The sequence below is a fragment of the Luteimicrobium subarcticum genome (genome assembly GCF_002798015.1).
Classification (GTDB): Bacteria; Actinomycetota; Actinomycetes; order Actinomycetales; family Cellulomonadaceae; genus Luteimicrobium; species Luteimicrobium subarcticum.
Genome location: NZ_PGTZ01000006.1, coordinates 466,587 through 489,292, shown reverse-complemented (window position 1 = coordinate 489,292; position 22,706 = coordinate 466,587). Strand labels below are relative to the sequence as shown.

Annotated in this window: 20 protein-coding genes and 1 tRNA gene; 14 read left to right on the top strand and 7 right to left on the bottom strand. The window is 72.9% G+C overall.

The genetic code is table 11. The features are described 5' to 3' along the window. Positions 1–3 precede the first annotated feature (3 nt). From CLV34_RS02890 to CLV34_RS02875, 4 genes are all read left to right on the top strand, one after another. Positions 4–3,036: a UPF0182 family membrane protein gene (locus CLV34_RS02890; protein WP_100348710.1), complete on the top strand. Its 3,033-nt coding sequence runs from the start codon at positions 4–6 to the stop codon at positions 3,034–3,036. Positions 3,037–3,124: 88 nt separating this feature from the next. Further along, positions 3,125–3,198 (top strand) — tRNA-Met (locus CLV34_RS02885). Positions 3,199–3,339: 141 nt separating this feature from the next. Next, on the top strand, positions 3,340–3,837 hold the full coding sequence (locus CLV34_RS02880) for a hypothetical protein (RefSeq protein ID WP_100348709.1): 498 nt from the start codon (positions 3,340–3,342) through the stop codon (positions 3,835–3,837). A gap of 33 nt (positions 3,838–3,870) precedes the next feature. Beyond that, positions 3,871–5,529, top strand: coding sequence for an MFS transporter (locus CLV34_RS02875; RefSeq protein WP_100348708.1), 1,659 nt, complete (start codon positions 3,871–3,873; stop codon positions 5,527–5,529). Here the strand turns inward: CLV34_RS02875 and CLV34_RS02870 are convergent. From CLV34_RS02870 to CLV34_RS02855, 4 genes are all read right to left on the bottom strand, one after another. Continuing rightward, the gene (locus tag CLV34_RS02870; RefSeq protein WP_245858935.1) at positions 5,517–6,824 is read right to left on the bottom strand and encodes an ion channel protein; all 1,308 of its coding nucleotides are present in this window, start codon (positions 6,822–6,824) and stop codon (positions 5,517–5,519) included. The genes CLV34_RS02875 and CLV34_RS02870 overlap by 13 nt on opposite strands. A gap of 38 nt (positions 6,825–6,862) precedes the next feature. Continuing rightward, positions 6,863–7,789: a Ppx/GppA phosphatase family protein gene (locus tag CLV34_RS02865; protein ID WP_100348707.1), complete on the bottom strand. Its 927-nt coding sequence runs from the start codon at positions 7,787–7,789 to the stop codon at positions 6,863–6,865. 89 nt (positions 7,790–7,878) lie between these two features. Beyond that, positions 7,879–8,385: a phage tail protein gene (locus CLV34_RS02860; protein WP_100348706.1), complete on the bottom strand. Its 507-nt coding sequence runs from the start codon at positions 8,383–8,385 to the stop codon at positions 7,879–7,881. 55 nt (positions 8,386–8,440) lie between these two features. Further along, the gene (locus CLV34_RS02855; protein WP_100348705.1) at positions 8,441–8,872 is read right to left on the bottom strand and encodes a DoxX family protein; all 432 of its coding nucleotides are present in this window, start codon (positions 8,870–8,872) and stop codon (positions 8,441–8,443) included. Positions 8,873–8,953: 81 nt separating this feature from the next. Between CLV34_RS02855 and CLV34_RS02850 the strand changes: the two genes are divergently transcribed. Together CLV34_RS02850 and CLV34_RS02845 are read left to right on the top strand one after the other, a co-directional pair. Continuing rightward, complete coding sequence (locus tag CLV34_RS02850) at positions 8,954–9,226, top strand: acylphosphatase (RefSeq protein WP_100348704.1); 273 nt, start codon at positions 8,954–8,956, stop codon at positions 9,224–9,226. A gap of 85 nt (positions 9,227–9,311) precedes the next feature. Next, positions 9,312–10,460 carry a DUF2235 domain-containing protein gene (locus tag CLV34_RS02845; protein ID WP_100348703.1) on the top strand — a complete coding sequence of 383 codons (1,149 nt, stop codon included), beginning with the start codon at positions 9,312–9,314 and terminating at the stop codon, positions 10,458–10,460. A 74-nt stretch (positions 10,461–10,534) separates the two neighbouring features. On the opposite strand, the gene CLV34_RS02840 is transcribed toward CLV34_RS02845, so the two are convergent. Next, entirely contained in the window at positions 10,535–11,158 is a 624-nt protein-coding gene (locus tag CLV34_RS02840; protein ID WP_245858934.1) for an arsenate reductase/protein-tyrosine-phosphatase family protein, read from the bottom strand. A 214-nt stretch (positions 11,159–11,372) separates the two neighbouring features. Here CLV34_RS02840 and CLV34_RS02835 point away from each other — a divergent pair, with 214 nt between their 5' ends. Both CLV34_RS02835 and CLV34_RS02830 read left to right on the top strand, forming a co-directional pair. Further along, complete coding sequence (locus CLV34_RS02835; protein WP_170044549.1) at positions 11,373–13,103, top strand: DUF4012 domain-containing protein; 1,731 nt, start codon at positions 11,373–11,375, stop codon at positions 13,101–13,103. Positions 13,104–13,221: 118 nt separating this feature from the next. Next, complete coding sequence (locus CLV34_RS02830; protein WP_100348700.1) at positions 13,222–13,755, top strand: peptidase; 534 nt, start codon at positions 13,222–13,224, stop codon at positions 13,753–13,755. A 6-nt stretch (positions 13,756–13,761) separates the two neighbouring features. Here CLV34_RS02830 and CLV34_RS02825 read toward each other — a convergent pair whose 3' ends face one another. After that, positions 13,762–14,784 carry a glycosyltransferase family A protein gene (locus tag CLV34_RS02825; protein WP_100348699.1) on the bottom strand — a complete coding sequence of 341 codons (1,023 nt, stop codon included), beginning with the start codon at positions 14,782–14,784 and terminating at the stop codon, positions 13,762–13,764. A gap of 31 nt (positions 14,785–14,815) precedes the next feature. Further along, on the bottom strand, positions 14,816–16,381 hold the full coding sequence (locus CLV34_RS16275) for a tyrosine-protein kinase domain-containing protein (protein WP_170044547.1): 1,566 nt from the start codon (positions 16,379–16,381) through the stop codon (positions 14,816–14,818). 218 nt (positions 16,382–16,599) lie between these two features. On the opposite strand from CLV34_RS16275, the gene CLV34_RS02810 reads away from it, so the two are divergent. From CLV34_RS02810 to CLV34_RS02790, 6 genes are read left to right on the top strand one after another with little or no spacing between them, the layout of a single operon-like run. Next, a complete protein-coding gene (locus CLV34_RS02810; RefSeq protein WP_245858933.1) occupies positions 16,600–18,075 on the top strand; it encodes a sugar transferase in 1,476 nt (491 codons plus the stop codon). Then, a complete protein-coding gene (locus CLV34_RS16270; protein ID WP_157803673.1) occupies positions 18,065–19,360 on the top strand; it encodes an O-antigen ligase family protein in 1,296 nt (431 codons plus the stop codon). Before CLV34_RS02810 ends, CLV34_RS16270 begins: the two co-directional genes overlap by 11 nt. Continuing rightward, positions 19,266–20,066, top strand: coding sequence for a glycosyltransferase (locus CLV34_RS02805; protein WP_157803672.1), 801 nt, complete (start codon positions 19,266–19,268; stop codon positions 20,064–20,066). The genes CLV34_RS16270 and CLV34_RS02805 overlap by 95 nt, the downstream gene beginning before the upstream one ends. Beyond that, positions 20,056–21,057 carry a glycosyltransferase gene (locus CLV34_RS02800; RefSeq protein WP_100348696.1) on the top strand — a complete coding sequence of 334 codons (1,002 nt, stop codon included), beginning with the start codon at positions 20,056–20,058 and terminating at the stop codon, positions 21,055–21,057. Before CLV34_RS02805 ends, CLV34_RS02800 begins: the two co-directional genes overlap by 11 nt. Next, complete coding sequence (locus CLV34_RS02795) at positions 21,054–22,136, top strand: glycosyltransferase (RefSeq protein WP_100348695.1); 1,083 nt, start codon at positions 21,054–21,056, stop codon at positions 22,134–22,136. Before CLV34_RS02800 ends, CLV34_RS02795 begins: the two co-directional genes overlap by 4 nt. Before the next feature lie 3 nt (positions 22,137–22,139). Beyond that, positions 22,140–22,688, top strand: coding sequence for a CAP domain-containing protein (locus CLV34_RS02790; RefSeq protein ID WP_100348694.1), 549 nt, complete (start codon positions 22,140–22,142; stop codon positions 22,686–22,688). Positions 22,689–22,706: the final 18 nt, after the last annotated feature.

The window sequence follows — 22,706 nt, the reverse complement described above, 5'->3', positions numbered from 1 at the left end:
TCCTTGAGCTTCGCGCCACCGTCCCGTCCCTCGCGCAGCGGTGCGTCCGCGGCGAGGCGCCGCAGCCCGCTGCTGGTCACGCTCGTCGTGCTCGTCCTGGTGGTGATCGCGGTCGTCGTGGTGTCCCGGCTGGGCACCGAGGTCCTCTGGTTCGACCAGGTGGGCTACTCGAACGTCCTGTGGACGCAGTGGCTGACCCGTGGCGTTCTGTTCCTGCTGGGCTTCCTGCTCATGGCGGGCTGCGTCTGGCTGTCGATCACGCTCGCGTACCGCAACCGGCCGATCTACGCGCCGTCGACACCGGAGCAGGCCACGCTCGACCAGTACCGGGAGGCGATCGAGCCGCTCCGCCGCGTCGTGACGTGGGGCCTGCCGGTCCTCCTCGGCCTGTTCGCGGGCGCGGCGACGTCGGGTGCCTGGAAGACCGTCCAGCTCGCGATGCACTCGGTCTCGTTCGGCGTCGACGACCCGCAGTTCCACAAGGACGTGTCGTTCTACGTCTTCACGCTGCCGTTCCTGCGGTTCGTGGTCGGCTTCCTCGTGGCCGTGGCGATCCTCTCGGTGATCGTGGCCGTCGCGACGCACTACCTGTACGGCGGGCTGCGGGTCGGCGGTGCGGGCGGCAAGGGTCTGCACACGACGAGCGCCGCGCGCGTCCAGCTCGCGGTGACCGGTGCCGTCCTGCTGCTGCTCGTCGCGGCGAACTACTGGCTCGACCGGTACTCGCTGATGTCGTCGAACGGCGACAAGTTCGCGGGTGCGGGGTACACCGACGTCAACGCCGTGCTCCCTGCGAAGGCGATCCTCGCGGGGATCGCGGTGATCGTCGCGCTCCTGTTCGTGCTCACCGCGGTCCGGGGGGACTGGCGCCTGCCCGGCATCGGACTCGGGCTCATGGTGGTCGCCGCGATCGCCATCGGCGGGATCTACCCGGCCGTGGTGCAGCGGTTCCAGGTGAACCCGAACGAGCAGTCCAAGGAGACGCCGTACATCCAGCGCAACATCGACGCGACGAAGGCGGCCTACGGCCTCACGGACGTCGACGACTCGCTGTACTCGGCCACCACGGAGGCCAAGTCGGGCGCGCTCAGCGCGGACGCCCGCACGACGACGCAGATCCGCCTGCTCGATCCGCAGGTGGTCAGCCCGTCGTTCCGTCAGATCCAGCAGATCAAGCAGTACTACAACTTCCCGGACACGCTGGCGGTCGACCGGTACACGATCGACGGCAAGAGCCAGGACACGGTGATCGCTGCGCGTGAGCTCGACCTGTCGGGCCTCGGCGCGGGCCTGCAGAACTGGGTCAACGACCACACCGTCTACACGCACGGGTACGGGCTGGTCGCCGCGTACGGGAACACGACGACGTCGGACGGCAAGCCGTCGTTCTTCGAGAAGGACATCCCGACGAAGGGCAGCCTGGGCGACTACGAGCCGCGAATCTACTTCGGCCAGGGATTGCCGGACTACTCGATCGTCGGGGCGCCGCAGGGCACCGATCCGTGGGAGCTCGACTACCCGGACGACGAGGGCGGTCAGGTCAACTCCACGTTCTCGGGCGACGGTGGCCCCGACGTCGGGAGCCTCGCGCGGAAGGTCATGTACGCCATCCGGTTCGGGTCCGAGCAGATCCTGTTCTCCGACCGGGTGACGAGCGACTCGCAGATCCTGTACGACCGTGACCCGCGCGAGCGGGTCCACAAGGTCGCCCCGTACCTGACGCTCGACGGCCGGAGCTACCCCGCCGTGGTGGACGGCCGGGTGCAGTGGATCGTCGACGGATACACCACGACGGACGGCTACCCGTACGCTGCGCGGACCGCGCTCGACGCGGCGACGTCCGACGCGGTGACCGCACGGTCGCAGTCGATCGAGGCGCTCGCGCCGCAGCAGGTCGACTACATCCGCAACTCCGTGAAGGCGACGGTCGACGCGTACGACGGCCATGTGACGCTCTACGCCTTCGACCCGGACGACCCGGTGCTCAAGGCGTGGTCGAAGGTCTTCCCGAGCACCATCGAGCCGCTCTCGAAGATGTCGGGCGACCTCATGAGCCACGTCCGCTACCCGGAGGACCTCTTCAAGGTGCAGCGCACGCTGCTCACCCGCTACCACGTGGACGACGCGGCGAAGTTCTTCGGCGGGCAGGACTTCTGGAAGGTCCCGGACGACCCGTCGACGACCGGCGAGGCGACCCAGCAGCTCCAGCCGCCGTACTACCTCACGCTGCAGATGCCCGACCAGGACTCCCCATCGTTCTCGCTGACGTCGACCTTCGTTCCCGGCGGTACGACCGACAGGCAGATCCTCACGGGGTTCCTGTCGGCGGACGCCGACGCGGGCTCCACGGCCGGCAAGGTCTCGCCCGACTACGGGAAGCTGCGGCTCCTCGAGCTGCCCCGCAACTCGTCGGTGCCGGGACCTGGTCAGGCGCAGAACAACTTCAACTCGGACCCCGCGGTCGCCAACGACGTCTCGCTGCTCAAGCAGGGCAACTCCGACGTGATCCTCGGGAACCTCCTGACGCTGCCGGTGGGCGGGGGTCTCGTCTACGTGCAGCCCGTGTACGTCCAGTCGAAGTCCGGGACCGCGTACCCGTTGCTGCGCAACGTGCTGGTCGGCTTCGGCGACAAGGTGGGCTACGCCGGCACGCTCGACGAGGCGCTCGACCAGGTGTTCGGCGGTAACTCGGGCGCGACCGCCGGCGACGCCGACAACGCCGGCAAGGGTGGGACGGCGGGGGGTTCGGACACGGGCGGCCCCGACACCGGCGGTGGCGGGACGTCGGACGGCTCGGACGCGACCGCGTCGGCGCAGGCGCAGCTCGACGCCGCGCTGTCCGAGGCCAACCAGGCGCTGAAGGAGGGGCAGGCGGCGCTCGCGAAGAGCGACTTCACGGCGTACGGCGAGGCGCAGCAGCGCCTGCAGCAGGCGGTCGAGGACGCGACGGCGGCGTCCGACGCGCTCGACAAGGCCGCGGCCGGCAGCGCGGCGACGAGCACGCCGACCCCGACCCCGACGCCCACGGGCGGGTAGCCGGACCGCCCGGGTCGGCGCCGCCGCAGCCCTGCGACGGCGCCGATTTGGTCGCGGGGCCACTCGTCACGTAGTCTTACGGAGTCGACGCGGGGTGGAGCAGTTCGGTAGCTCGCTGGGCTCATAACCCAGAGGTCGCGGGTTCAAATCCCGCCCCCGCCACAAAGGCTCAGGCCCGGAGATCTTCGGATCTCCGGGCCTGAGTGCTTTCTCGGCTCGGGTGGCACTCCACGCCGACTACCGGGACGGTAGGGCGTGACGGTGGCGACCGAACGGTGCCCCCGCGCGGACGGGAGGGTCGCGATGGCCGAGCAGGAGCATCATGTCGACCCGACCGGCCTGGTCCGCGGCGGCGAGGGCGCGATCACGGGGACGGTCGTGTGCGCCGCCGCCATCGCGTACGGCGCCGGGCACCTCGACACGGTCGGCCAGCTGTGCGTGGCGATCGTGGGCACCGTCCTCGTGTACTGGCTCGCGCACCTCCATGCCGTGACCATCGGCGCGGCCCTCAGCCACCGGACGCACCCCTTCGCGGCGTTCCGGTTCGCGCTCGTCGAGACGCTCCCGATCCTCTTCGTCTCGTTCGTCCCGCTGGTCGTGCTGCTCCTGGCCGAGGTGCTGGGGGCCGACCTCTCCGGTGCCGGGTGGGCGGCGCTCGGCGCCACCATCGCGCTGCTCGCCGTGTACAGCTGGGTCGCGTGCGCACGCGGTGGGCTCGACCTGCGCGGACGGCTGCTCGGGGCGACGGCCGGCGCGCTGCTCGGCGTGCTCGTGGCGCTGCTCAAGGTCGCGCTGCACTGACCCCGACGACCGCCCGACGACGAGGAGGCGACGATGACCGCTCGCACGACGCCGGCAGGCAGCGCGACAGCAGCGGCGTCCGTGCTGCTCACGCTCGCCGCCGGACAGTTCCTCATGACGCTCGACAGCGCGGTCATGAACGTGTCGATCGCGCAGGTCGCCGAGGACGTCGGGACGACCGTGACCGGCGTGCAGACGGCCATCACGCTGTACACCCTGGTCATGGCGACGGCGATGATCACGGGCGGCAGGATCGGCACGATGATCGGGCACCGGCTCGCGTTCGCCGTCGGCTGCGTGGTCTACGGCGTCGGCTCGGCGACGACCGCGCTCGCACCGAACCTCACCGTCCTCATCGTCGGCTGGTCGGTGCTCGAGGGCCTGGGGGCGGCGCTCATCATGCCCGCGATCGTCGCGCTCGTGGCCGCCAACGTCGCCGCGCCCGGCCGGCCCCGGGCGTACGGCCTGGTGGCCGCCGCGGGGGCCGTCGCGGTCGCCGCCGGGCCGCTCGTCGGGGGTGCTGTCACGACCTTCTGGACCTGGCGGCTGGTGTTCGTCGGCGAGGTCGGCGTGGTCCTCGTCATCCTGCTGCTGACCCGACGCCTCCGTGGGGTCCCCGCGGAGGGCTGGACCGGACTGGACGGCGGCGGTGTCGTCCTGTCCGCGCTGGGCCTCGGTGCGGCCGTGCTCGGCGTCCTGCGCTCGGGCACGTGGGGATGGGTGCGACCGAAGCCCTCGGCGCCCGAGCTGCTCGGTCTGTCGCCGACCGTGTGGCTCGTGCTGGGCGGTGTGGTCGTCCTGTGGCTGTTCGCCGTGTGGGAACGTCGCGTGGTGGCGCGCGGCGCCGAGCCGCTCGTCGACCTCGGGATGCTGCGCAACGCGCGGCTCGTCGGCGGGCTCACCATGTTCTTCTTCCAGTTCCTGCTGCAGGCCGGTCTGTTCTTCACCATCCCTCTGTTCCTGTCCGTCGCCCTGGGGCTCAGCGCGCTCGACACCGGCGTGCGGCTGCTTCCGCTGTCCGTCACGCTGCTCGTCGCGGCCCTCGGGATCCCGCGGTGGTGGCCGCGCGCCTCGCCGCGCACCGTCGTCACCGCGGGCATCGGCCTGCTGCTGGCCGGGATCGTCGCGCTCGTCGCGGCGCTCGAGGCCGGTGCGGGGGCCGGCGTCGTCACCGTGCCGCTCCTGCTCGCGGGTCTCGGCGTGGGGGCGCTGTCGTCCCAGCTGGGTGCGGTCACCGTGTCCGCTGTCCCGGACGAGCGCAGCGGCGAGGTCGGCGGTCTGCAGAACACGGCGACCAACCTCGGTGCGTCGCTCGGGACCGCGCTCGCCGGCTCGGTCCTCGTCGGTGCCCTGTCTGCCACGTTCTTCATCGGGCTGGGGGACAACGCGGACCTCGGCGCCGAGGTCGCCCAGCACGCCACCGTGGAGCTCGACAGCGGTGTGCCGTTCGTGTCCGACGCCCAGCTCGCCGCGGCGCTGGACGAGCAGGCCGACCTCTCGCCCACGCAGGTGGACGCGGTGCTCGACGAGAACACCTCGGCCCGGCTCGTCGGGCTGCGGGCGAGCCTCGCCGTGCTGGCGCTGATCGCGGGCGTCGCCCTGTTCTTCGCGCGGCTCCTGCCCGGCGGTCCGGACGAGGGTGCCGCTGCGGCGAGCCCGGGGGAGGACGGGACCTTGCGTCAGGCGGCGTGAGGCCCGGAGGCGTCCGGCTCGTCGATCGGCTCCGCACGCAGCTCGGGGCGGTTCGCGACGACGAGCCACGCCGCGAGCGTCGCGAAGAGCAGCGGGACGAGCAGGTTCATCTGCGGCACCACGGCGAGCGCGAGGAACAGGCTCACCCAGCCGTTGCGCGTCGCGGCGACGACGATGCCGACGACGGCGGCCGTCACGGCCAGCGTCAGCGGCACCTCGGTCCACAGTGCGTGCACCCCGAACCCGAGCGCCGCGCCGATGAAGACGGCCGGGAAGATGCGTCCGCCGCGGAACCCGGCCGTGCTCGCGACGAGGAGGGCGACGAGCTTGACGCCCGCCATCGCGACGAATCCCGCCGCCGTGGTCGACGGGAGCTCGCCGGGGAGCTCCTTGAGCTCGTCGAGGCCCTTGAAGAGGGTGATCGGACCGCCGAGCACGCCGAGCAGGCCGAGGACGACGCCCGCGACCGTGAGGAGCACGACCGGGTTCCGCAGCCGGTGCACGAAGCGGTGGAGGGGGTCGAACACGAGGGAGGCGGCGACCCCGACGGCTGCGACCACGACCGCGACGGCGACGGCCAGGAGGACGTCGACGACGCCGCCGACGTCCTCCGCGGGCAGTCCGATGGACAGGTCGAGGTCGGTGAAGCGCAGCATGACGAAGGAACCGGTGGCGGCCGCGACCAGCGGGAGGTAGAGACGGTTCCACAGGGGGATCCGGCGGTCCCCGTCGGCCGACTCGGTGAGGAGCAGCGCTGCCGAGACCGGCGTGCCGAACATCGCGCCGATGGTCGCGGACGTCGACAGGCCGACCCATTCGGGCACGGCCGTGCGCGGGAGGTACTTCACCCCCGCGGCGACGACGAGTGCTGCGTTGATCGCCATGATGGGGTTCTCGGGGCCGAGGCTGACGCCACCGGCGAGCATGAGGACGAGCGCGACCGCCAGCCCGGGCACGGTTCCGGGCGGCTCGGGCGCCGCGACCAGCTCGGTCGTGGCGGGGTCGGGGCCGGCGTGACCGGGGGCGTAGCGGACGACGAGCCCCACGAGGAGGCCCGTCACCGTCAGCACGAGGAGGATCCACCAGCTGCTGTCCGCCGACAGGCCGACGGCCTGTGACAGGTCGTCCCAGACGAGCCGTTGGAGCACGCCCGCGAGCGCGGAGAGCGCCCACAGGCTGACGGCGCAGAACGCACCGACGACGATGCCCACCGGGGTCATGGCGAGCAGCCTCGCGACCGGTACCCGGAACTCGTCGTCGGTGATGGCATTCACGGGTGCATCGGGCGCGGTCACATCGCGCACGCTACCGACGGTGGGTGTGGAGCGCGCGATCAGCGCAGGTCGTCGAGGTAACGCAGGATCAGACCCTCGCGCAGCGCCCAGGGCGACACGTCGAGCTCGTCCACCCGCAGCGCGCGCATCGTCTCCGACAGGACGATCCCGCCGGCGACGACCTGGTAGGCGCGGTCCGCGGTGATGCCGGGCAGGGCGTCGCGCGCGCCGACGGGGATCCGGGCGATCCGGGGGAGCCAGTCGTCGAGCGCCGCGCGGGTCAGGACGTTGCGGTCCCGTGCGCCGACGCCGTCGGTCGCCGACCCGGCGAGGCGGGCGAGCGACCGGATCGTCTTGGACGAGCCGACGACGTGCGCCGGGCCGGGGAGCTTGGTGAAGAGCTCGACGGGCTCGGCGAGGACCTCTTGCGCGTGCCGGCGCAGGGCGGCGACCTGCTCGTCGGTGGGCGGGTCGTCCGGCAGGAACGTCGCGGTGGAGCGCCCCGCACCGAGCGGGAGGGAGACGGCGAGCTCGGGGTGGTCGGTGTCTCCGGACGCGACCTCGAGCGACCCGCCGCCGATGTCGAGCAGCAGGATGCGTCCGGCCGACCACCCGTACCAGCGCCGGACGGCGAGGTACGTGATGCGGGCCTCGTCCTCGCCCGACAGCACCCGGAGCTCGACACCGGTGCGCTCGGCCACGAGGTCGAGCACCTCCGGGCCGTTCACGGCCTCGCGGATCGCCGACGTCGCGAACGGGAGCAGCTCGTCGACACCTGCCTCGCGGGCCTGTTCGGCGGCATCGCCCACCGCGGTGAGGATGGCGTCGACGCCGGCAGCGCTGATCGCGCCGGACGGCTCGAGGAACCGCATGAGCCGCAGCGTCGAACGGTGCGACGCCTGGGGGAGCGGCGGGCCGCCCCGGTAGGCGTCGACGACGAGCAGGTGGACCGTGTTCGAGCCGACGTCGAGGACCCCGAGGCGCATGGCCGCGACGCTAGCAGTCACGGGCGTCCGCGACGGGTGCCAGACCGCCCGTCGGACAGGCCGACGCGTGGACGGGCGGGAAGGTCGCCTCAGGGCTCGACGGGCTCGGTGACGGACCGGTCGCGGCTCCACCCGTCGTGCTGCAGGACGAGCCGCTCGAACGCGGTCGCGGCGAGACCGGCGTCGAGCTCGGGCAGGGGGAGGTACTCGGACGGCCACGCGGCGTGCAGGACGTAGCGGACCACGAGCTGTCCGGCCTCGTTGAGCAGGTCGATGAGGACGTCCTTGCGGAACGACTGGAGCTTGACCTCGGCACCGGCCGCGGCGTCGAACGACCACACCCGCTCGGCCCAGTCCTCGAACGCCTTGTCGTGGGTCACGCCCCGGGCCAGGGTCACGGGCTCGTAGGTGGTGCGGCCCGGGCTGTGCCGGACGAGCGACGGGTCGCCGCCCGCGCGCAGCTCGACCACCTCGGTGCGGCGGGCGAGACCCGACACGCTGACGATGCCGGGCACGACCTGGTTGTCCCAGGTGACCCGGAACTTGAACTGCTTGTACGGGTCGGTGCGGCGCGGGTTCACGACGAACTGCGGCATGCTCGCAGTGTCCCGCGCGGACCGGTCGTCCGCGCGGCGATCCCCAGGGCGACCCTCAGGTGCGGTTCGTCGTCTTCTCGCGGACGACCTTCGTGACGCCCGTGCACGCCACCGCTCCGGCGATCAGCACCGCCTGGAACGGCAGGCGGGCGATCCGCTTGGCGTCCGTGTCGAGGCCGAACGCGTCGCGGTGCTCGGTGAGCTGGGCGATGTTTCCCGGGAACACCGCCGCGAAGAACGCTGCGGCGGTCGCCCCGACGACCGCGCGCGCGGGCTGTCGCCACGTGGCGAGCAGTGCCGCCCCGAGGCCGATCTCGACGACGCCCGACGCGAGCACCACGGCGTCCGGGTCCGCCGGGAACCACGACGGCACCTGGGCCTGGAACTCCTCCCGGGCCGTCGTCAGGTGCGTCGTGCCCGCGAACGCGAGCGCCGCGCCGAGCCCGACCTGTCCTGCTGCGCGCAGCGTCCGACCGATCTCCGCCATCTGTTCCTCCTGTGGCTGGTGCGTGTGCGCCCGACGCTAGGCGGTCGAGCAGGTCGACGCCGGTCGGGGCAGCATGAGGGCATGGGTGAGCACGAGGGCGGCGCCGACGGGCCGCTCGTGGCCGTCGTCCACGGTCACGTGCAGGGCGTCGGGTTCCGGTGGACGACAGGTCGCGAGATGGAGCGGCTGGGGGTCGACGGCACGGCCGAGAACCTGCCGGACGGTACGGTCCGCGTCACCGCCCGTGGGCCGGCGGACGCGCTCGACCGGCTGGTCGCCTGGCTGCGCGGTGACGGGACGCCCGGGGACGTCGACCGCGTCGACGTCGAGCGGCCGGGTATCACCGGCGGTTGAGCCGCCCTCCTCCTGCACAAGGATCTCCGCACAGGGATCTGCGTACAGGTCCGGCACCGGCGCCGGACGGCCCGGGGAGGGACGCATGAAACGGCTCGTGGTGTGCTGCGACGGCACGTGGGGCTCGGCGGTCAACCGTCACGTCACCAACGTGGAGAAGATCGCCCGTGCGGTCCGGACCGACGCCCCCGTGGACGGCGTGCAGCAGATGGTCTACTCGATCGGCGGCGTGGGCGCGCGCGGCTACCTCGCGGACCGCGTCCTGGGCGGGGCGTGGGGGTATGGCTTCACAGCCAACGTGATCGACTGCTACCGGTTCCTCGCCATGAACTACGACCCGGGCGACGAGATCTTCGTCATCGGGTTCTCGCGCGGTGCGTACACCGCGCGGTCCGTCGCGGGCATGGTGGCGTCCGTCGGGCTGCTGCGCGGCGACGAGGTCGTGCACGACGGCCTCGCGGGCGCCGAGCAGGCCTACCGCGACTACACGCCGGACGGTCGTGCGCGCCGGGCAGCCTTCAAGGCCGCTCACTGCTACCGGGAGACCGCCATCACGTTCCTCGGCGTGTTCGACACCGTGGGGGCGCTCGGTGTGCCGGCGCCGTTCCTCAAGCGGGCGCGGTTCCACGACGTGTCGCTGTCGGCGTCGGTCCGGTGCGCCCGCCAGGCGCTGTCGATCGACGACCGGCGCATCAAGTTCGAGCCGTGCCTGTGGTCGGTCGCGCCGGACGACCCGCCCGGACGGGTCAAGCAGGTGTGGTTCCCCGGCTCGCACTCGGAGGTCGGGGGAGGCGGCGCGCACCGCGGCCTCGCGGACGTCGCGCTGCGGTGGATGCTCGGCGAGGCGCGGGCCGCGGGGCTCGTCGTCGACGAGCAGCGGGTCGCCGCGCAGGTCGACGACGACGCACCCTACGTGTCGACGCCCGGACCGGGCCCGCTGTTCACCGTGGTCAACGCCGTGGACTCGTTGCGCCGGCACCCGCGCTTCCGGCGGTCCGGCGGGCCGGGCGGGGGCTGGCGCCGGCGGCTCGGCGGGGTCCCGGCCCCCGACCCGACGCAGGTGTACGTCGCGTCGATCGCCGCGCACGCCGACCGCATGAGCCGCGTCGACGGCTCCGTGTACGCGCGTGAGGCCGTCAACATCGGTTGGTGGCGAGACGCCGCGGACGGCGCTCTTCCTGTCGAGCCGCTCCCGTTCCTCGACGGCGACACGCGGACGCTCACGTTCCGCTAGGACGTGTCTCCCAGAGCTCGGGTGATGCGCGGCAGGATCAGCCCGGTGAGCTCGTCGCGGTTCGATCCGGTCCGTCACGCCCCGACTGCCGACGCGATGGCGTCGACGGCGGCCTCGATCTCCTGCATGCTGCGCCGGTACGCGGCGCTCCGCTGCCCGTACGGGTCGGCGACGTCGTCGTCCTCCGGTCTGGCCGGCGCCCGGCGTCCCGAGCGGGCCGCGTCGCGCAGAGCCATCAGCCGCTCACCGACCGAGGGCGTGGACCCACCGCTGTGCGGCGTCGGCGTCGCGCCAGCGCCGAGCGCGGCGAAGCGTGCCAGCTGGCGCAGGGTGAACGTGCGGGCCAGCGCGCTGGGGTCGAGTCCCACCACGACAGACCGGTGTTCGCGCGACAGGGCGAGGACGAGGTCGGCCTCCTCGACCATCTCGTGCGTGAGCGCGCGCGCCCGGAAACCTGTCGGGTCGGCGCCGTGGTCCGCGAGGAGCCGCGCCATCGGTGGCGCGATCGGCGCGCCGACGAGCGCGCCCGTCCCGGCGGAGCGGACGAGGACGCCGTCGCCGGCCGCGCCGGCCCGACCGAGCCGCGCGGCCGTGAGCCGCTCGGCGGCAGGCGACCGGCACACGTTCCCGGTGCACACGAACAGCACGCGACGGAGCGGCGCCCCCTGAGCGCCAGGGGCGGCGGGCGGCAGTGTCACGCTCCCATGCTCGCGCACGGACGGTCGTCGGGCCAGGGTGCGCTGCAGCACACGGCACGACACCATGGGCTGCGTGACGCATCCGGGCTGGGGCGACGAGTGGAGCACGGCAACAGTGGCCAGCCGTCCTCCTGTGCGTCCGGGGCGCCCGGGACGTGTGCGGCGCCGCGACCGCCCCCGACGCCAGACCGGTCCCCGCCGGCGAGCCGTCCTCTTGGCCCTCGTCCTGGCGGTGCTGCTGCTCGGCGCGGTGACATGGTTGGCCATCGGGGCAGTCCGCACCCAGCATGCGCTCACCGCCGCCCGAGCCGACATCGTCGTGCTCGAGTCCCAGGTGAGATCCGGCGACGACGAGGGGGCGCGGCGCACGCTCGCCAGCCTCGCATCCCGCACGACGACGGCGCGCGAGGCGTCGCACGGACCGCTGTGGTCCGTCGCACGGTCGTTGCCGGTGCTGGGCGACGACGTGCGCGCCACGCAGCTCGTCACGACGACTGCGGACGACCTGTCGCACCACGCGCTGCCAGGGCTCGTGGACGCCAGCACGGTGCTCGACCCTGCGGTGCTCGCGCCGAGCTCGGGTGGCGTCTCGACGGCACCGGTCGCGCGCGTCGCGCCCCGCGTGATCGCCTCGGACGAGGCGGTCAAGGCCGCTGTGGTCCAGCTCGACGCGGTCGACACGGGAGGGCTCGTGGGGTCCGTCGCGCGACCCTTCGACGCGTTCCGGGACCAGGTGGTGGGCATCTCCCGGACGACCGCGACCGCGTCCAAGGTCGCACGGCTGTTCCCCGCCATGCTCGGCGCGGACGGCCCCCGTGACTATCTCGTGCTCGTCCAGAACAACGCCGAGCAGCGTGCGACGGGCGGGATCCCCGGGTCGGTGCTCCTGCTGCGAGCGGACCACGGGCGGATCGACGTCGTCGACCAGCGCGCCGGCAGCACGCTCACCACGAAGGAGCCGGTCCTGCCGCTCGCCACGGCGGAGAGCGCGCTGTTCGGGACCCACCTCGTCACGGACATGCGGGACGTCACCTTCACGCCCGACTTCCCGAGGTCCGCGCAGCTCGCGGCGGCGCTGTGGGAGAAGGTCGTCGGCGGAAAGGTCGACGGGGTCGTCTCGGTGGACCCGGTGGCGCTCGGGACGCTCCTCGGAGCGACGGGCCCCGTGCGGGTGGACGGCACCACGCTGACCGCGTCCACCGCCGGCCCCCTGCTGCTCAACGGCGTCTACCAGGACCGTGCGACGGCTGCCGCGCAGGACGCGTACTTCGCCGACGCCTCGCACGCGGTCCTCACGGCGCTGCTCGGTGGTGCGACGAGCACGCGCGCGGTCGTCGACGCCCTGGCGCGCGCCGCGGGCGACGGTCGCATCATGCTGTGGTCGGCCGAAGAGGACGAGCAGGCCGAGGTGTACGGCACCGTCCTGGCGGGCGAGCTGCAGGGTCTGCGCACCTCGCGCGCCGGGACCTCGCCCGTGGTCGGGATCTACCTGGAGGACGGGACTCAGGCGAAGCTCGGCTACTACGTGGACCTCGACGTCTCCGGCCGTGCCACACAGTGCCGTGCCGACGGGTCCCAGCGGCTGGACGTCACGGTCACGCTGTCGTCGCGGGCGCCCTCGGGCGCAGCCGACCTGCCGCGCTACCTGGTCGGCTTCTCCGGCGTCGTGCCGCGGGGAGAGACCCGGACGAACGTCCTCGTCTACGCGCCGACCGGGGGCGGCATCGTGTCCGCCCGGGCGACGCCCGGGCCCCAGGGGCTCTTTGCGCAGGTCCACGACGGGCTCTCGGTGGGGGCCCGGACGTTCACCCTCGCGCCGGGCGGGCGCGCCACCCTCCACCTCGTCGTGGACACGGGTACCGGCCAGGCGGGCGACGTCCTGGTCCGCAGCACGCCGACCGCGCGTCAGGCCGGCCGGGCGACGATCGCGTCGGCCTGCCGCTGACTCGTGGGGTTCCACGTGCGCATCTGGCCCGGTACGGTAAGACTGAGCAAGGTCAGCCGGTCACGCCGCTCCGACGGCGCACATTCCCGTAGCCCGCCTAGCCCTCTGGGGGACGGCCATGACGGCTCGTCGCACCATCGCCCTCGCTGTCAGCGCCTCAGCACTCGTCATGCTTCCGTCCGCGGCGTTCGCGGACGACTACGGCGCCGGGGACTTCAGCAGCACGTGCCCTCTCTCCGACACGACACCCGTCGTCGGGCAGACCATCACGTGCACCCTCCACGGTCCGGCCAACACGGAGGTCACTGGAACCGTGACCTCTGCAGACCCGGCCGTGCCGTCGGCATCGATCACGGTCGCCGGCGCGAAAGCGGTCACCAAGACGACGGACGCGTCGGGGACGGCAGGCTACTCCCTGACGTTCGCGGACCCGGGCACGTACACGTTCACCCTGACGGCGACGAGCGGTGGTGCCGAGCTCTCGACGCAGCAGGTCGTCGTCTCGTCCGGTGACGCCGGTGTCGTCGCCGGTTCCAGCCAGACGACGCTCGGGGCCACCGGAGCCGAGGTGCTCCCGTACGCCGTCGGGGCGCTCGGCCTGATCGTCGTGGGCGCGGGCGTCGTCATGACGGTCCGCAGCCGACGCGCCTGAGGGCGCTCAGGGCATCCCGTCCGGGCTGGCGTCGATCCCCCAGCGGCGTTCGGTGCGGCCGTACGCGAGGTAGACGACGCCGATGCACGCGGCCAGCCGCGCCACGCCGTACCAGAAGGCGAACTCCCCCTGGGCGCGGAGGGGCAGCGAGCCCACGACGCGACCCCCGACGGCGGCGATCCCGCCGAGTGCGAGCGCGCCGAGCCCGATCGCCGCGCCACGCGCTGTGACGCGCGCTCGTTCCGCGGTGCCGCGCGACCGGAGCCAGGCCACGCGCTGGAGTCCGTTGCCGCGCTGCCGGGCGCGGTGCAGCACCCACGTCCGCGTATAGCGCTCGGCAGGCACTGTCCCGACGACGACGGCGTCCCTGGCCTCCGCGAGCCGGCCGCCGGATCGGGTCACCTGGCTCGTCAGGAGGAGGTCGGAACCACCCCCGAGACCGATCCGCTCGTCGAAACGGTGACCCGAACGCCGGAGGAACGCCAGGTCGAGCAGCAGGTTCTCGGTCGGCGCGGACGGCAGCGTCCAGGCTGCCCGCGTGACGGACCGACGCACGCGAGCAAGGACCGGGACGAAGGTGTCGTCGAAGTGGTGGGAGGCGTCGACCCACGGATCGTGCGTCGTGTGCACCGTCCGGCGCGAGCTGCCGGCAACGAGCTGGGCACCCGAGTCGCGCCAGGCCTGGACAAGGTTGACCAGCCAGTGCGCCTCGGGTCGCGTGTCGTCGTCGATGAAGACCAGCGCGTCCGCGCCCCGCGCGGCCGCCCGGTCCAGGGCAGTGTTTCGGGCGACCGGGATACCGGGCCTGGGCTGGTGTGCATAGTCGAACGTCAGGCCGTCGTCCGCGTGTGCGATGCGGGCCACCTCGACGACCGGTCGGGCGGACGGGGCCGGGTTGTTGTCGACCGTCAGGACCACGACCGTCGTCTCAGGCGGGACGTCTTGGCACGCGAGCGCGTCCAGGATGCCGCGCAGGCCGTCGTCGCGGCCGAAGGTGAGCACGGCGACCACCACCTGGGCGGGACTCATGCTGCGTCCCGTCGACGCAACGGCGCCTGCACTAGTCCGCGCCCCGTTCGGCGGCACGCGCGGCGTGACGGGTGCGCATCTCGTCGATCCGGGACTCCGTCAAGGTCTGGCCGGGCCACGTGCCGTCCTCCAGGTCGTCGTCCCCGCCATCGGGTGCTGCTCCCGGCTCCTGCGGGGTCGGCGGCCGGGGGACAGGGCGGCTCGAGCGGGGCGGGGGCGCGGCCGCGCCTTTCCGTCCGTTTGCGTCCTCGGTCGCGTACCCGTAGCCGCCGTAGTAGTGGGAGTCCTCGGACGCCTTGCGCCGGTTGAGCACGATGCCGAGGGCACGTGCGCCGACCGCGTCCAGCGCGCCGAGCGCGTCGCGCAGCTGGTGCTTGCGGGTGATGCCGGCGCCGGCGACGACGATCGCCCCGCCCGCCATGCGCGCGAGGACGGCCGCGTCCGTCACAGGCAGGATCGGCGGGGCGTCGAGGATCACCATCTCGTGCCGGCGAGCGAGCTCTTGAAGGAGGTCGCTCATGGCCTGGGAGCCCAGGAGCTCGCTGGGGTTGGGGGGGACCTGCCCTGCTGCGAGGACGCGGAGGTTCGCGTTGCCCCACGGCTGGAGCGCGTCGTCGAGGTCCGCCTGCCCGATGAGGACGGTGGTCAGACCCACGGCGCCCTCCAGCCCCGAGTAGGTCGCGATGGTGGGTCGCCGGAGGTCGGCATCGACGAGCGCCACCCGCGTCCCCGCCGCCGCGAGCGTGATCGCGAGGTTCAGGGCGGTGGTCGACTTGCCCTCGCCGGGCAGCGACGACGTCACGACGACCGTGCGCGGCCCGCCGCCCACGTCGATGAACTGCAGGTTGGTCCGGAGCCTGCGGAACGCCTCTGCGCGCGGGCTGTGCGGGCTGGACTCGAGCACGAGCGGGTGCGCGGCCGCCTGCTTGTCGAACGCGATCCCTCCGATCACCGGGACGTCCGTGACCTGTGACACGGCCTCCACGTCACGGACGCCAGTGTCGAGCGCGCGACGCAGCATCACCCAGCCGACGCCCACGACGAGGCCGAGCAGGACGCCGAGCGTCGCGTCGACCCGGATGTTCGGGGACGACGGCGACATCGGTGGGTCCGCCTCGCGGACGACCGTGACCTTCACCTTGGACGCGCCGCCGTCGGTCGGGGTTTCGAGCGCGGAGATCTCCTCGCGAAGCTGCTCTGCGGTCGCGTTGGCGACGAGGGCTGCGGTCGAGGCGCTCGGATCCTCGACCTGCACGACGATGAGCGAGGTGCTCTTCGGCGACGTGGCGGAGACGTGGTCAGCGAGCGCCGCGGCGCTCATGTCGAGCCCGAGGTCGTCGATCACCGGCGCCAGGACCTTCGGGCTCGACACCAGCTGGACGTACGACGTGACCTGCTGCTGGGAGTAGTTCGCCCCCTGCACGAGGGCACCGGCGGACGAGTCGCCCTGGACGGAGACGTAGAGCTGGGTCGACGCCGTGTACATCGGTGTCTGGAACGCGGCCAGCGTGAACGCCAGCAGACCGCCGGCAAGCGTGCAGACGACCACCGTCAGCCAACGCTTGCGGAGTGTCGCCACGAAGTCCTGAAGCTCCACGAAGTCCCCTCGTCGATCTCCGTCCGTACTGCATTGTGTCGGTCGGGCCACGATCGCGCCTGCGCTGCGGGCTCCGGTGGGGGCTCCGACGCGCTCGGGACGTCGCGCGGTGTCGAGGAGTGCAGGGTACTTTCCAAGAGAACGTCGGCACCGCGGAGCGAGCGAGCAACGAGCATCACGGGGGCGAGATGTCGAGCCAGGACGTACGCAGCAGGCAGGTGGGGACCGCCTCGGGCGCGCTCGCCGCAGCCGGCGCGTCCCGCCCCCTCCCGGCCAGTCACTGGTGGCGCAGGTACGCCGTCCAGGTCGCGTCCACCGACGCGCTCGCGGTCGCCGTCGCCGTGGCCATCGCCTACGTCGTCCGGTTCGACGCGAACGGTGCCGCGCGCGTGGACGGCACGTTCTCACCCACCTACCTCAGCCTCTCGCTGGTCCTCGCGCTGGTGTGGTTGGCCGTCCTCAGCGTCGGGCGCACGCGGGACCGACGACTGGTGGGCAGCGGCCCCCGCGAGTACGCCCGGGTGCTCGGCGTCACGTGGCGGCTGTTCGCCGCCGTCGCCGTCGTGGCGTACCTCCTGCACATGCAGATCGGCAGGGGCTACCTCGCCATGACCGCCCCGGTCGGCGTGGTCTTCCTGCTGCTGACGCGCCTGGCCTGGCGGCGTTGGCTGCGCCGTCGCCGTCGGCGGGGAGAGCTGACCTCGGCGGTCCTGATCGTCGGCTCGCGCGGGCAGGCCGCGCGGATGATCGACGAGCTGGAGCATCTGCCGGAGGCCGGCTACGGCGTCGTCGGGGTGTGCGTGCCCGAGGAGCGCGAGCCGAGCGGCGACGTCGCCGGCGTCCCCGTGCTGGGCGGCGTGGACGACGCCGCGCGTCTTGCCACCGAGCTCGGCGCGTCGGCCGTCGCGGTCGCGGGCTCCGACGCGGTCGACTCCGAGACGGTCCGATCGCTCGGTTGGGACCTCGAGGGCACGGGGATCGACCTTGCGCTGAGCCTGGGGCTCGTCGACGTCGCCGGGCCGCGCGTCGTGGTGAGCCCGGTCGACGGGCTCCCGCTGGTGTTCGTGGACGAGCCGCAGTTCACGGGACGGCGCTACGTCGCGAAGACCGCTCTCGACGTCGTCGGCGCAGCCGTCCTCCTTATCCTGCTCACGCCCTTGCTCGTCGGACTGCTCGTCGCACTGGTCGTCGCCGATCGCGGACCCGTCCTGTACCGCCAGGAGCGGGTCGGCAAGGACGGGCACCCGTTCCACATGCTGAAGTTCCGCACCATGGTGGTCGATGCCGAGAGCCACCTCGAGGAGGTCCTCGCGCTGGAGGGGGCCGCGGAGGTCGGCCTGTTCTACAAGCCCCACCAGGACCCGCGGGTCACGCGTGTCGGACGCGTCCTGAGGCGCTACTCGCTCGATGAGCTCCCGCAGCTCGTCAACGTCCTGCGCGGGCACATGAGCCTCGTGGGTCCCCGCCCGCAGGTGGCCGCGGAGGTCGCTCTCTACGACGACCTCGCCTCGCGCCGACTCCTCGTGAAGCCGGGGATGACCGGGCTCTGGCAGGTCTCGGGCCGATCCGAGCTGACGGTCGACGAGAGCATCAGGATGGACGTGCGGTACGTCGAGAACTGGAGCGTCGTCGGGGACCTCCTGATCCTGTCGCGGACGGCGCGGGCGGTCATGGTGGGCGCCGGTGCCTACTGACGGTCGGGCTGCTGCCGTCAGGGCCAGTCCGGGGCTCACGGTCGTGTTCCTCCTCGCGTGCCTCGCCGCGGTGTCGCGCGGGGTCTTCGAGGTGACGGTCGGCAAGACCGCGGGGTACGCGATCCAGCTCGGTGCCTTCGTCGTGCTCACGCTCGTGCTGCTCGCCGCTGGCGCGCGGCCCGGCCCGCGAGCACGCGTGCAGTGCGCGCTCGGTTACGGGTTCGTCGTCGTGGTGGTCGCGTCGTGCCTCCTCACCTCGCTCGTCCAGAACGTCGGCTACTTCTGGTACTACGCCGGCGTCATGGTGTTCTTCGCGGCCATGTTCGTGGTGTACGGCGGGCTCGAGCTGCCCGCGGCGTCGCGCATCGCGGTGGGCCCGACTCTCTCCCTGGTGACGACGGCGCTCGTGGGCACCGCCCTGCTGCAGCAGTTCCGCGGCTGGAGCGTCCTGCCGTCGTCCGACGAGGCCAGCCTCGGGGGCACCGTCCGGCCGGCATCCCTCACGGGGTCGTACCTGCACTACCCGCTCGCCGCGGCCCTGCTCACGTTCCTCCTGCTGGAGGTCTACCGTCGCGGGCGCCGGACGTACGTGCTCGCCGCGGCGGCCCTGGCGCTCGCCGGCGTCGTCCTGTCGTACTCCCGCTCCGGCTACCTCGTGCTCGCTGCCGGTGGTCTGTTCTACCTCCTCTCGGCGCGCGACCTCGGGGCACGGCTGCGCCTCGTCGGTGCCGGGGTGCTCGCGTTCGTCGCGCTGGTGTCGCTCGGGCTCGGGCGCGCCTACTTCGACCGCGGCCTGAGCTCGTTCGACCTCGCGGGCTCGGGCAACGACGTCCGCATCGGGCTCTGGCACCGCTCGGTCGAGCAGTGGCTCGGCTCCGGGCTGCTGGTCGGCCAGTACACGGGCATGGCGTCGAACGTGACCCGCAACCTCGGGGACACCACCGTCGGGGTCGTCGAGTCCGGCTTCTTCCAGCAGCTCCTGAGCTTCGGGCTGCTCGGCGTCGTGCTGTTCTACGCCCTCATGCTCGGTGTGCGTGCCGGCGTGCCGCGCGAGGCCGCGTGGCTGCGCGCAGGGATGCTCGGCGCGCTGCTGGAGAGTGTCGTCTACCAGTCGATCGAGGTCCTTCCCTATGTCTTCTTCTTCTGCGTCGCCGGCGTCGTCGGCCAGTCCGCGCTGGAGTCTCGTGACGGTGACGTACGAGAGCGCCGGCGACCTGGCCGCCTACTGGTCGCGGCACCTGCCGCCGGACGTCGAGTGGGTGGTGGTGGACAACGCGTCCCGTGACGGGTCGGCAGAGCTTGCGGAGTCGCTCGGTGCCCGTGTGGTCCGCCAGCCGCGGAACGCGGGGTTCGGGGCGGCCAACAACGTGGGGCTCGCCGCCGCTCGTGGCCGCTACGTGGCCTTCGTCAACCCCGACGTCGCCGTCGACCCCGGTTCGCTCGACGCCCTCGCCCGTGAGATCGACCGCGAGCGGGGGCTGGTCGCGCCGCAGCTGCTCCACGACGACGGGACGGTGCAGCCGAACGGTCGCGGGTTCCCGACCTTGTCGGCGAAGGTGCTCAACCGCCTGCGCCCCACGGGCGGCTCGCGCTACCGGATCGTCGCGGAGCCGGGGGAGGCCGTCTACGTCTGCTGGGCGATCGGTGCCGCGGTGGCCTCTCGGCGCGAGTGGTTCGTGGAGCTTGGCGCCTGGGACGAGCGCTTCTTCGTCTACTACGAGGACTCCGACCAGGGGATGCGGGCCTGGTCGGACGGCATGACCGTCCGGCTCGTGGGCGACGTGCGCTGGGTGCACGGCTGGGCCCGCGCAACCACCGGGCTGCGCATCCGGCCTTGGTGGCACGAGCTCCGCTCGATGGCTGCCTTCTACACGCGCTACCCCGCACTGGTGGTGGACGGACGCCACCTGCGGCACCGCTACCCGGCGGTCGACGCAGCGGCGGGCCGAGCCGTCGCCGACCGTACGGCAGGAGTGGACCATGTCGAGTGAGCCGAGCGAGACGGTCCGGGACGCGGCCTCCGTGTCGCTCGTCCTGACGGTCCTCGACGAGGCGCCGTCCGTGCCGGCGTTCCTCGAGACGCTCGCTCGGCAGACGGTCGCGCCCGCCGAGCTGGTCGTCGTCGACGGCGGCTCGACGGACGGGACGGCCGAGCTGTTCGCGACCTGGCGCCCGCCGGGCCGCACCGCGGTGCGCGTCGAGGTCGTGCCCGGGCTCAACATCGCGCAGGGCCGCAACCGCGCGATCGAGCTGGCACGGCACGACCACGTGCTGGTCACCGACGGCGGCACCACTCTGCACCCGCGGTGGGTCGAGGCGCTCGCTGCCGCGCTGCGAGATGGCGCCGACGTCGCAGCCGGCTTCTTCGAGCCGGCAGGCGGAACGCCGTTCGCGCAGGCCCTGGCGGCGGTCATCACGCCGTTGCGGGACGAGATCGATCCGGCGACGTTCCTGCCCTCCAGCCGTTCTCTCGGCGTCACCCGGGCAGCATGGCGTGAAGCGGGGGGATACCCCGAGTGGCTCGACTACTGCGAGGACCTCGTCCTGGACCTCGAGCTGAAGCGGCTCGGAGCGACCTTCGCGTTCGTCCCGGAGGCCGTGGTGACCTGGGACGCCCGCCCGAGCCTGGCGGCCTTCGCGCGCCAGTACTACCGGTACGCGCGCGGAGACGGCCGGGCCGACCTGTGGCGCCGACGCCACGCCGCGCGGTATGCCGCGTACGCGCTGGGCGTCGCGGTGCTGGCGTCGCGACGTCCGGCAGCCGTCCCGGTGCTCCTCGTCGGGGGCTGGCTCTATCTCGCGAAGTTCGTCCGACGGGTCCTGTGCCACGAACGAGGCGGTGCCACGACCGCCGGCCTCGCACTGGTGCCGGTCGTCGTCGTCACCGGTGACTTCGCCAAGATGGCCGGGTACCCGGTGGGCGTCGCGCGACGGGTGCGCGCTCGCGTGCAGCCGTCGAACCACGCGGGTGCGACAGCATGACGAAGATCCTTCGGCTCCTGCCACAGCTGCGTGAGAACCATCTCGACGGCGCTGGTGCCTTCGGCGACGGTCGCGTGAACCTCTATCTGCGCCTGAGCTATGAGACCACCGGCGCACCCGGCCCGGAGTTCGTCAAGGTCGACGCCCGAGGACTGATCCGGGCTGTCTGGGCGAGCGACGCACGGCTCCTGGAGACGTGGGAGCCGCTGTGGATGCGCTACCTCCCGCTCCATGTCGCGGTCGTGGCGACGTGGCGGGCTGCGGGTGTGGTGCGCCGCGGCAGAGGAAGACCGATCGTGGCGCACGCCATGGAGAACGCTCGGCTCGTCGACCTGATCGGGGCGGGGCGGCGGGTGCCAGCCCTGGTCGAGCGGACGGCGTCCGTGCTTCTCGGTGCCTACGTGCACGTGTCTCTCAGCCGGATCGCGTACGCGACGCCGGACGCGGAGGCGCTCTACCGGGGGCTGCCGGGCGCGGAGCGCGTCGAGGCACGCCTCGTGCTGGACCTGCCGAGCCCTTGCGTGACGGCGTCGGGCTCCGGCACAGGCGTCGTGTTCCTGGGGCAGCTGGCGGAGCACAAGGGTGTCCGCGACCTGATGGCCGCGTGGACGACGGTGGAGGCCGCAGACCCGAAGGCCCGTCTGGTCCTGGTCGGCGGGGGACCCCTCGCGGACGAGGTCGCGGCGTGGTGCGCCCTGCGGCCCCTGAGCCGCAAGCTCAGTGGGCCCCTCCGCCGGGACGACGCGCTGGTGGTCGTCCGCGACGGCGCGGTGCTCGTGCTGCCGTCCCGCCGACGTCGACGGTGGCGGGAGCAGGTCGGGCTGCCCATCCGCGAAGGGCTGCGCCAAGGGCGCACCATCGTCGCGAGCGACGGCACGGGCCTCGCTCCGTGGCTGCGCGCGCAGGGGCACCATGTGGTCCGGGAGGGAGACGTCCGCGCGCTCGCGGACGCCTTGCTCGCGGCGACCGCTCGACCGCTTGCCCCGCGGGCCGTGCTGGCGACGCTCCCCGATCTCGACTCGCGGGAGTCAGCGGCGCTCTATCTCTACGGCGCGCTCGGCGCGTCGGTGGAGGCGTGACCGGTGGGTCAGCGGAAGGGCCGTCCTGCTGGGGTGGTCCTCCTGATCGTCGGGACAGCACTCGTCGGTGGAGGGGCGCTGCTCGTCGTGAGAGACGCCTCCGGCCCGCGTCCCGCGGACACGACCGGTACCTGGGCGTCGCCAGGAGGGGGTGAGCGGAGGGCGGGCAGTCCGATCGACCCGCGCGCCTATGCCGACGCCCTCGTCGCCGCGACCAACGACCGTCGAGAAGCCGTCGGCCGGCCTGCCCTCACCCGGTCGGGCTGTGCCGATGCCGCTGCCGGCGAGCGTGCGGCCGACCTTCCGTCCTCCGGTGCCCTCGAACACGCTCCGCTCGGCCCGGTGACCGAGCGCTGTCCTCCGTACGGGACCGCAGCCGAGAACCTGTCGCGCGCACCGGCCGACGAACCCTCCTCGGACGTCGTGTCGGCGTGGATGGCGTCCGCCGGTCACCGGCAGAACCTCCTGGACCCGTCGCTGACCCGCGTCGGGACCGCCTGCACCCTCTCCGGCGGCCAGATGGCGTGCTCGGAGGTCTTTCTCGGGCCGTAGGCCCGCGAGCGCACAGCG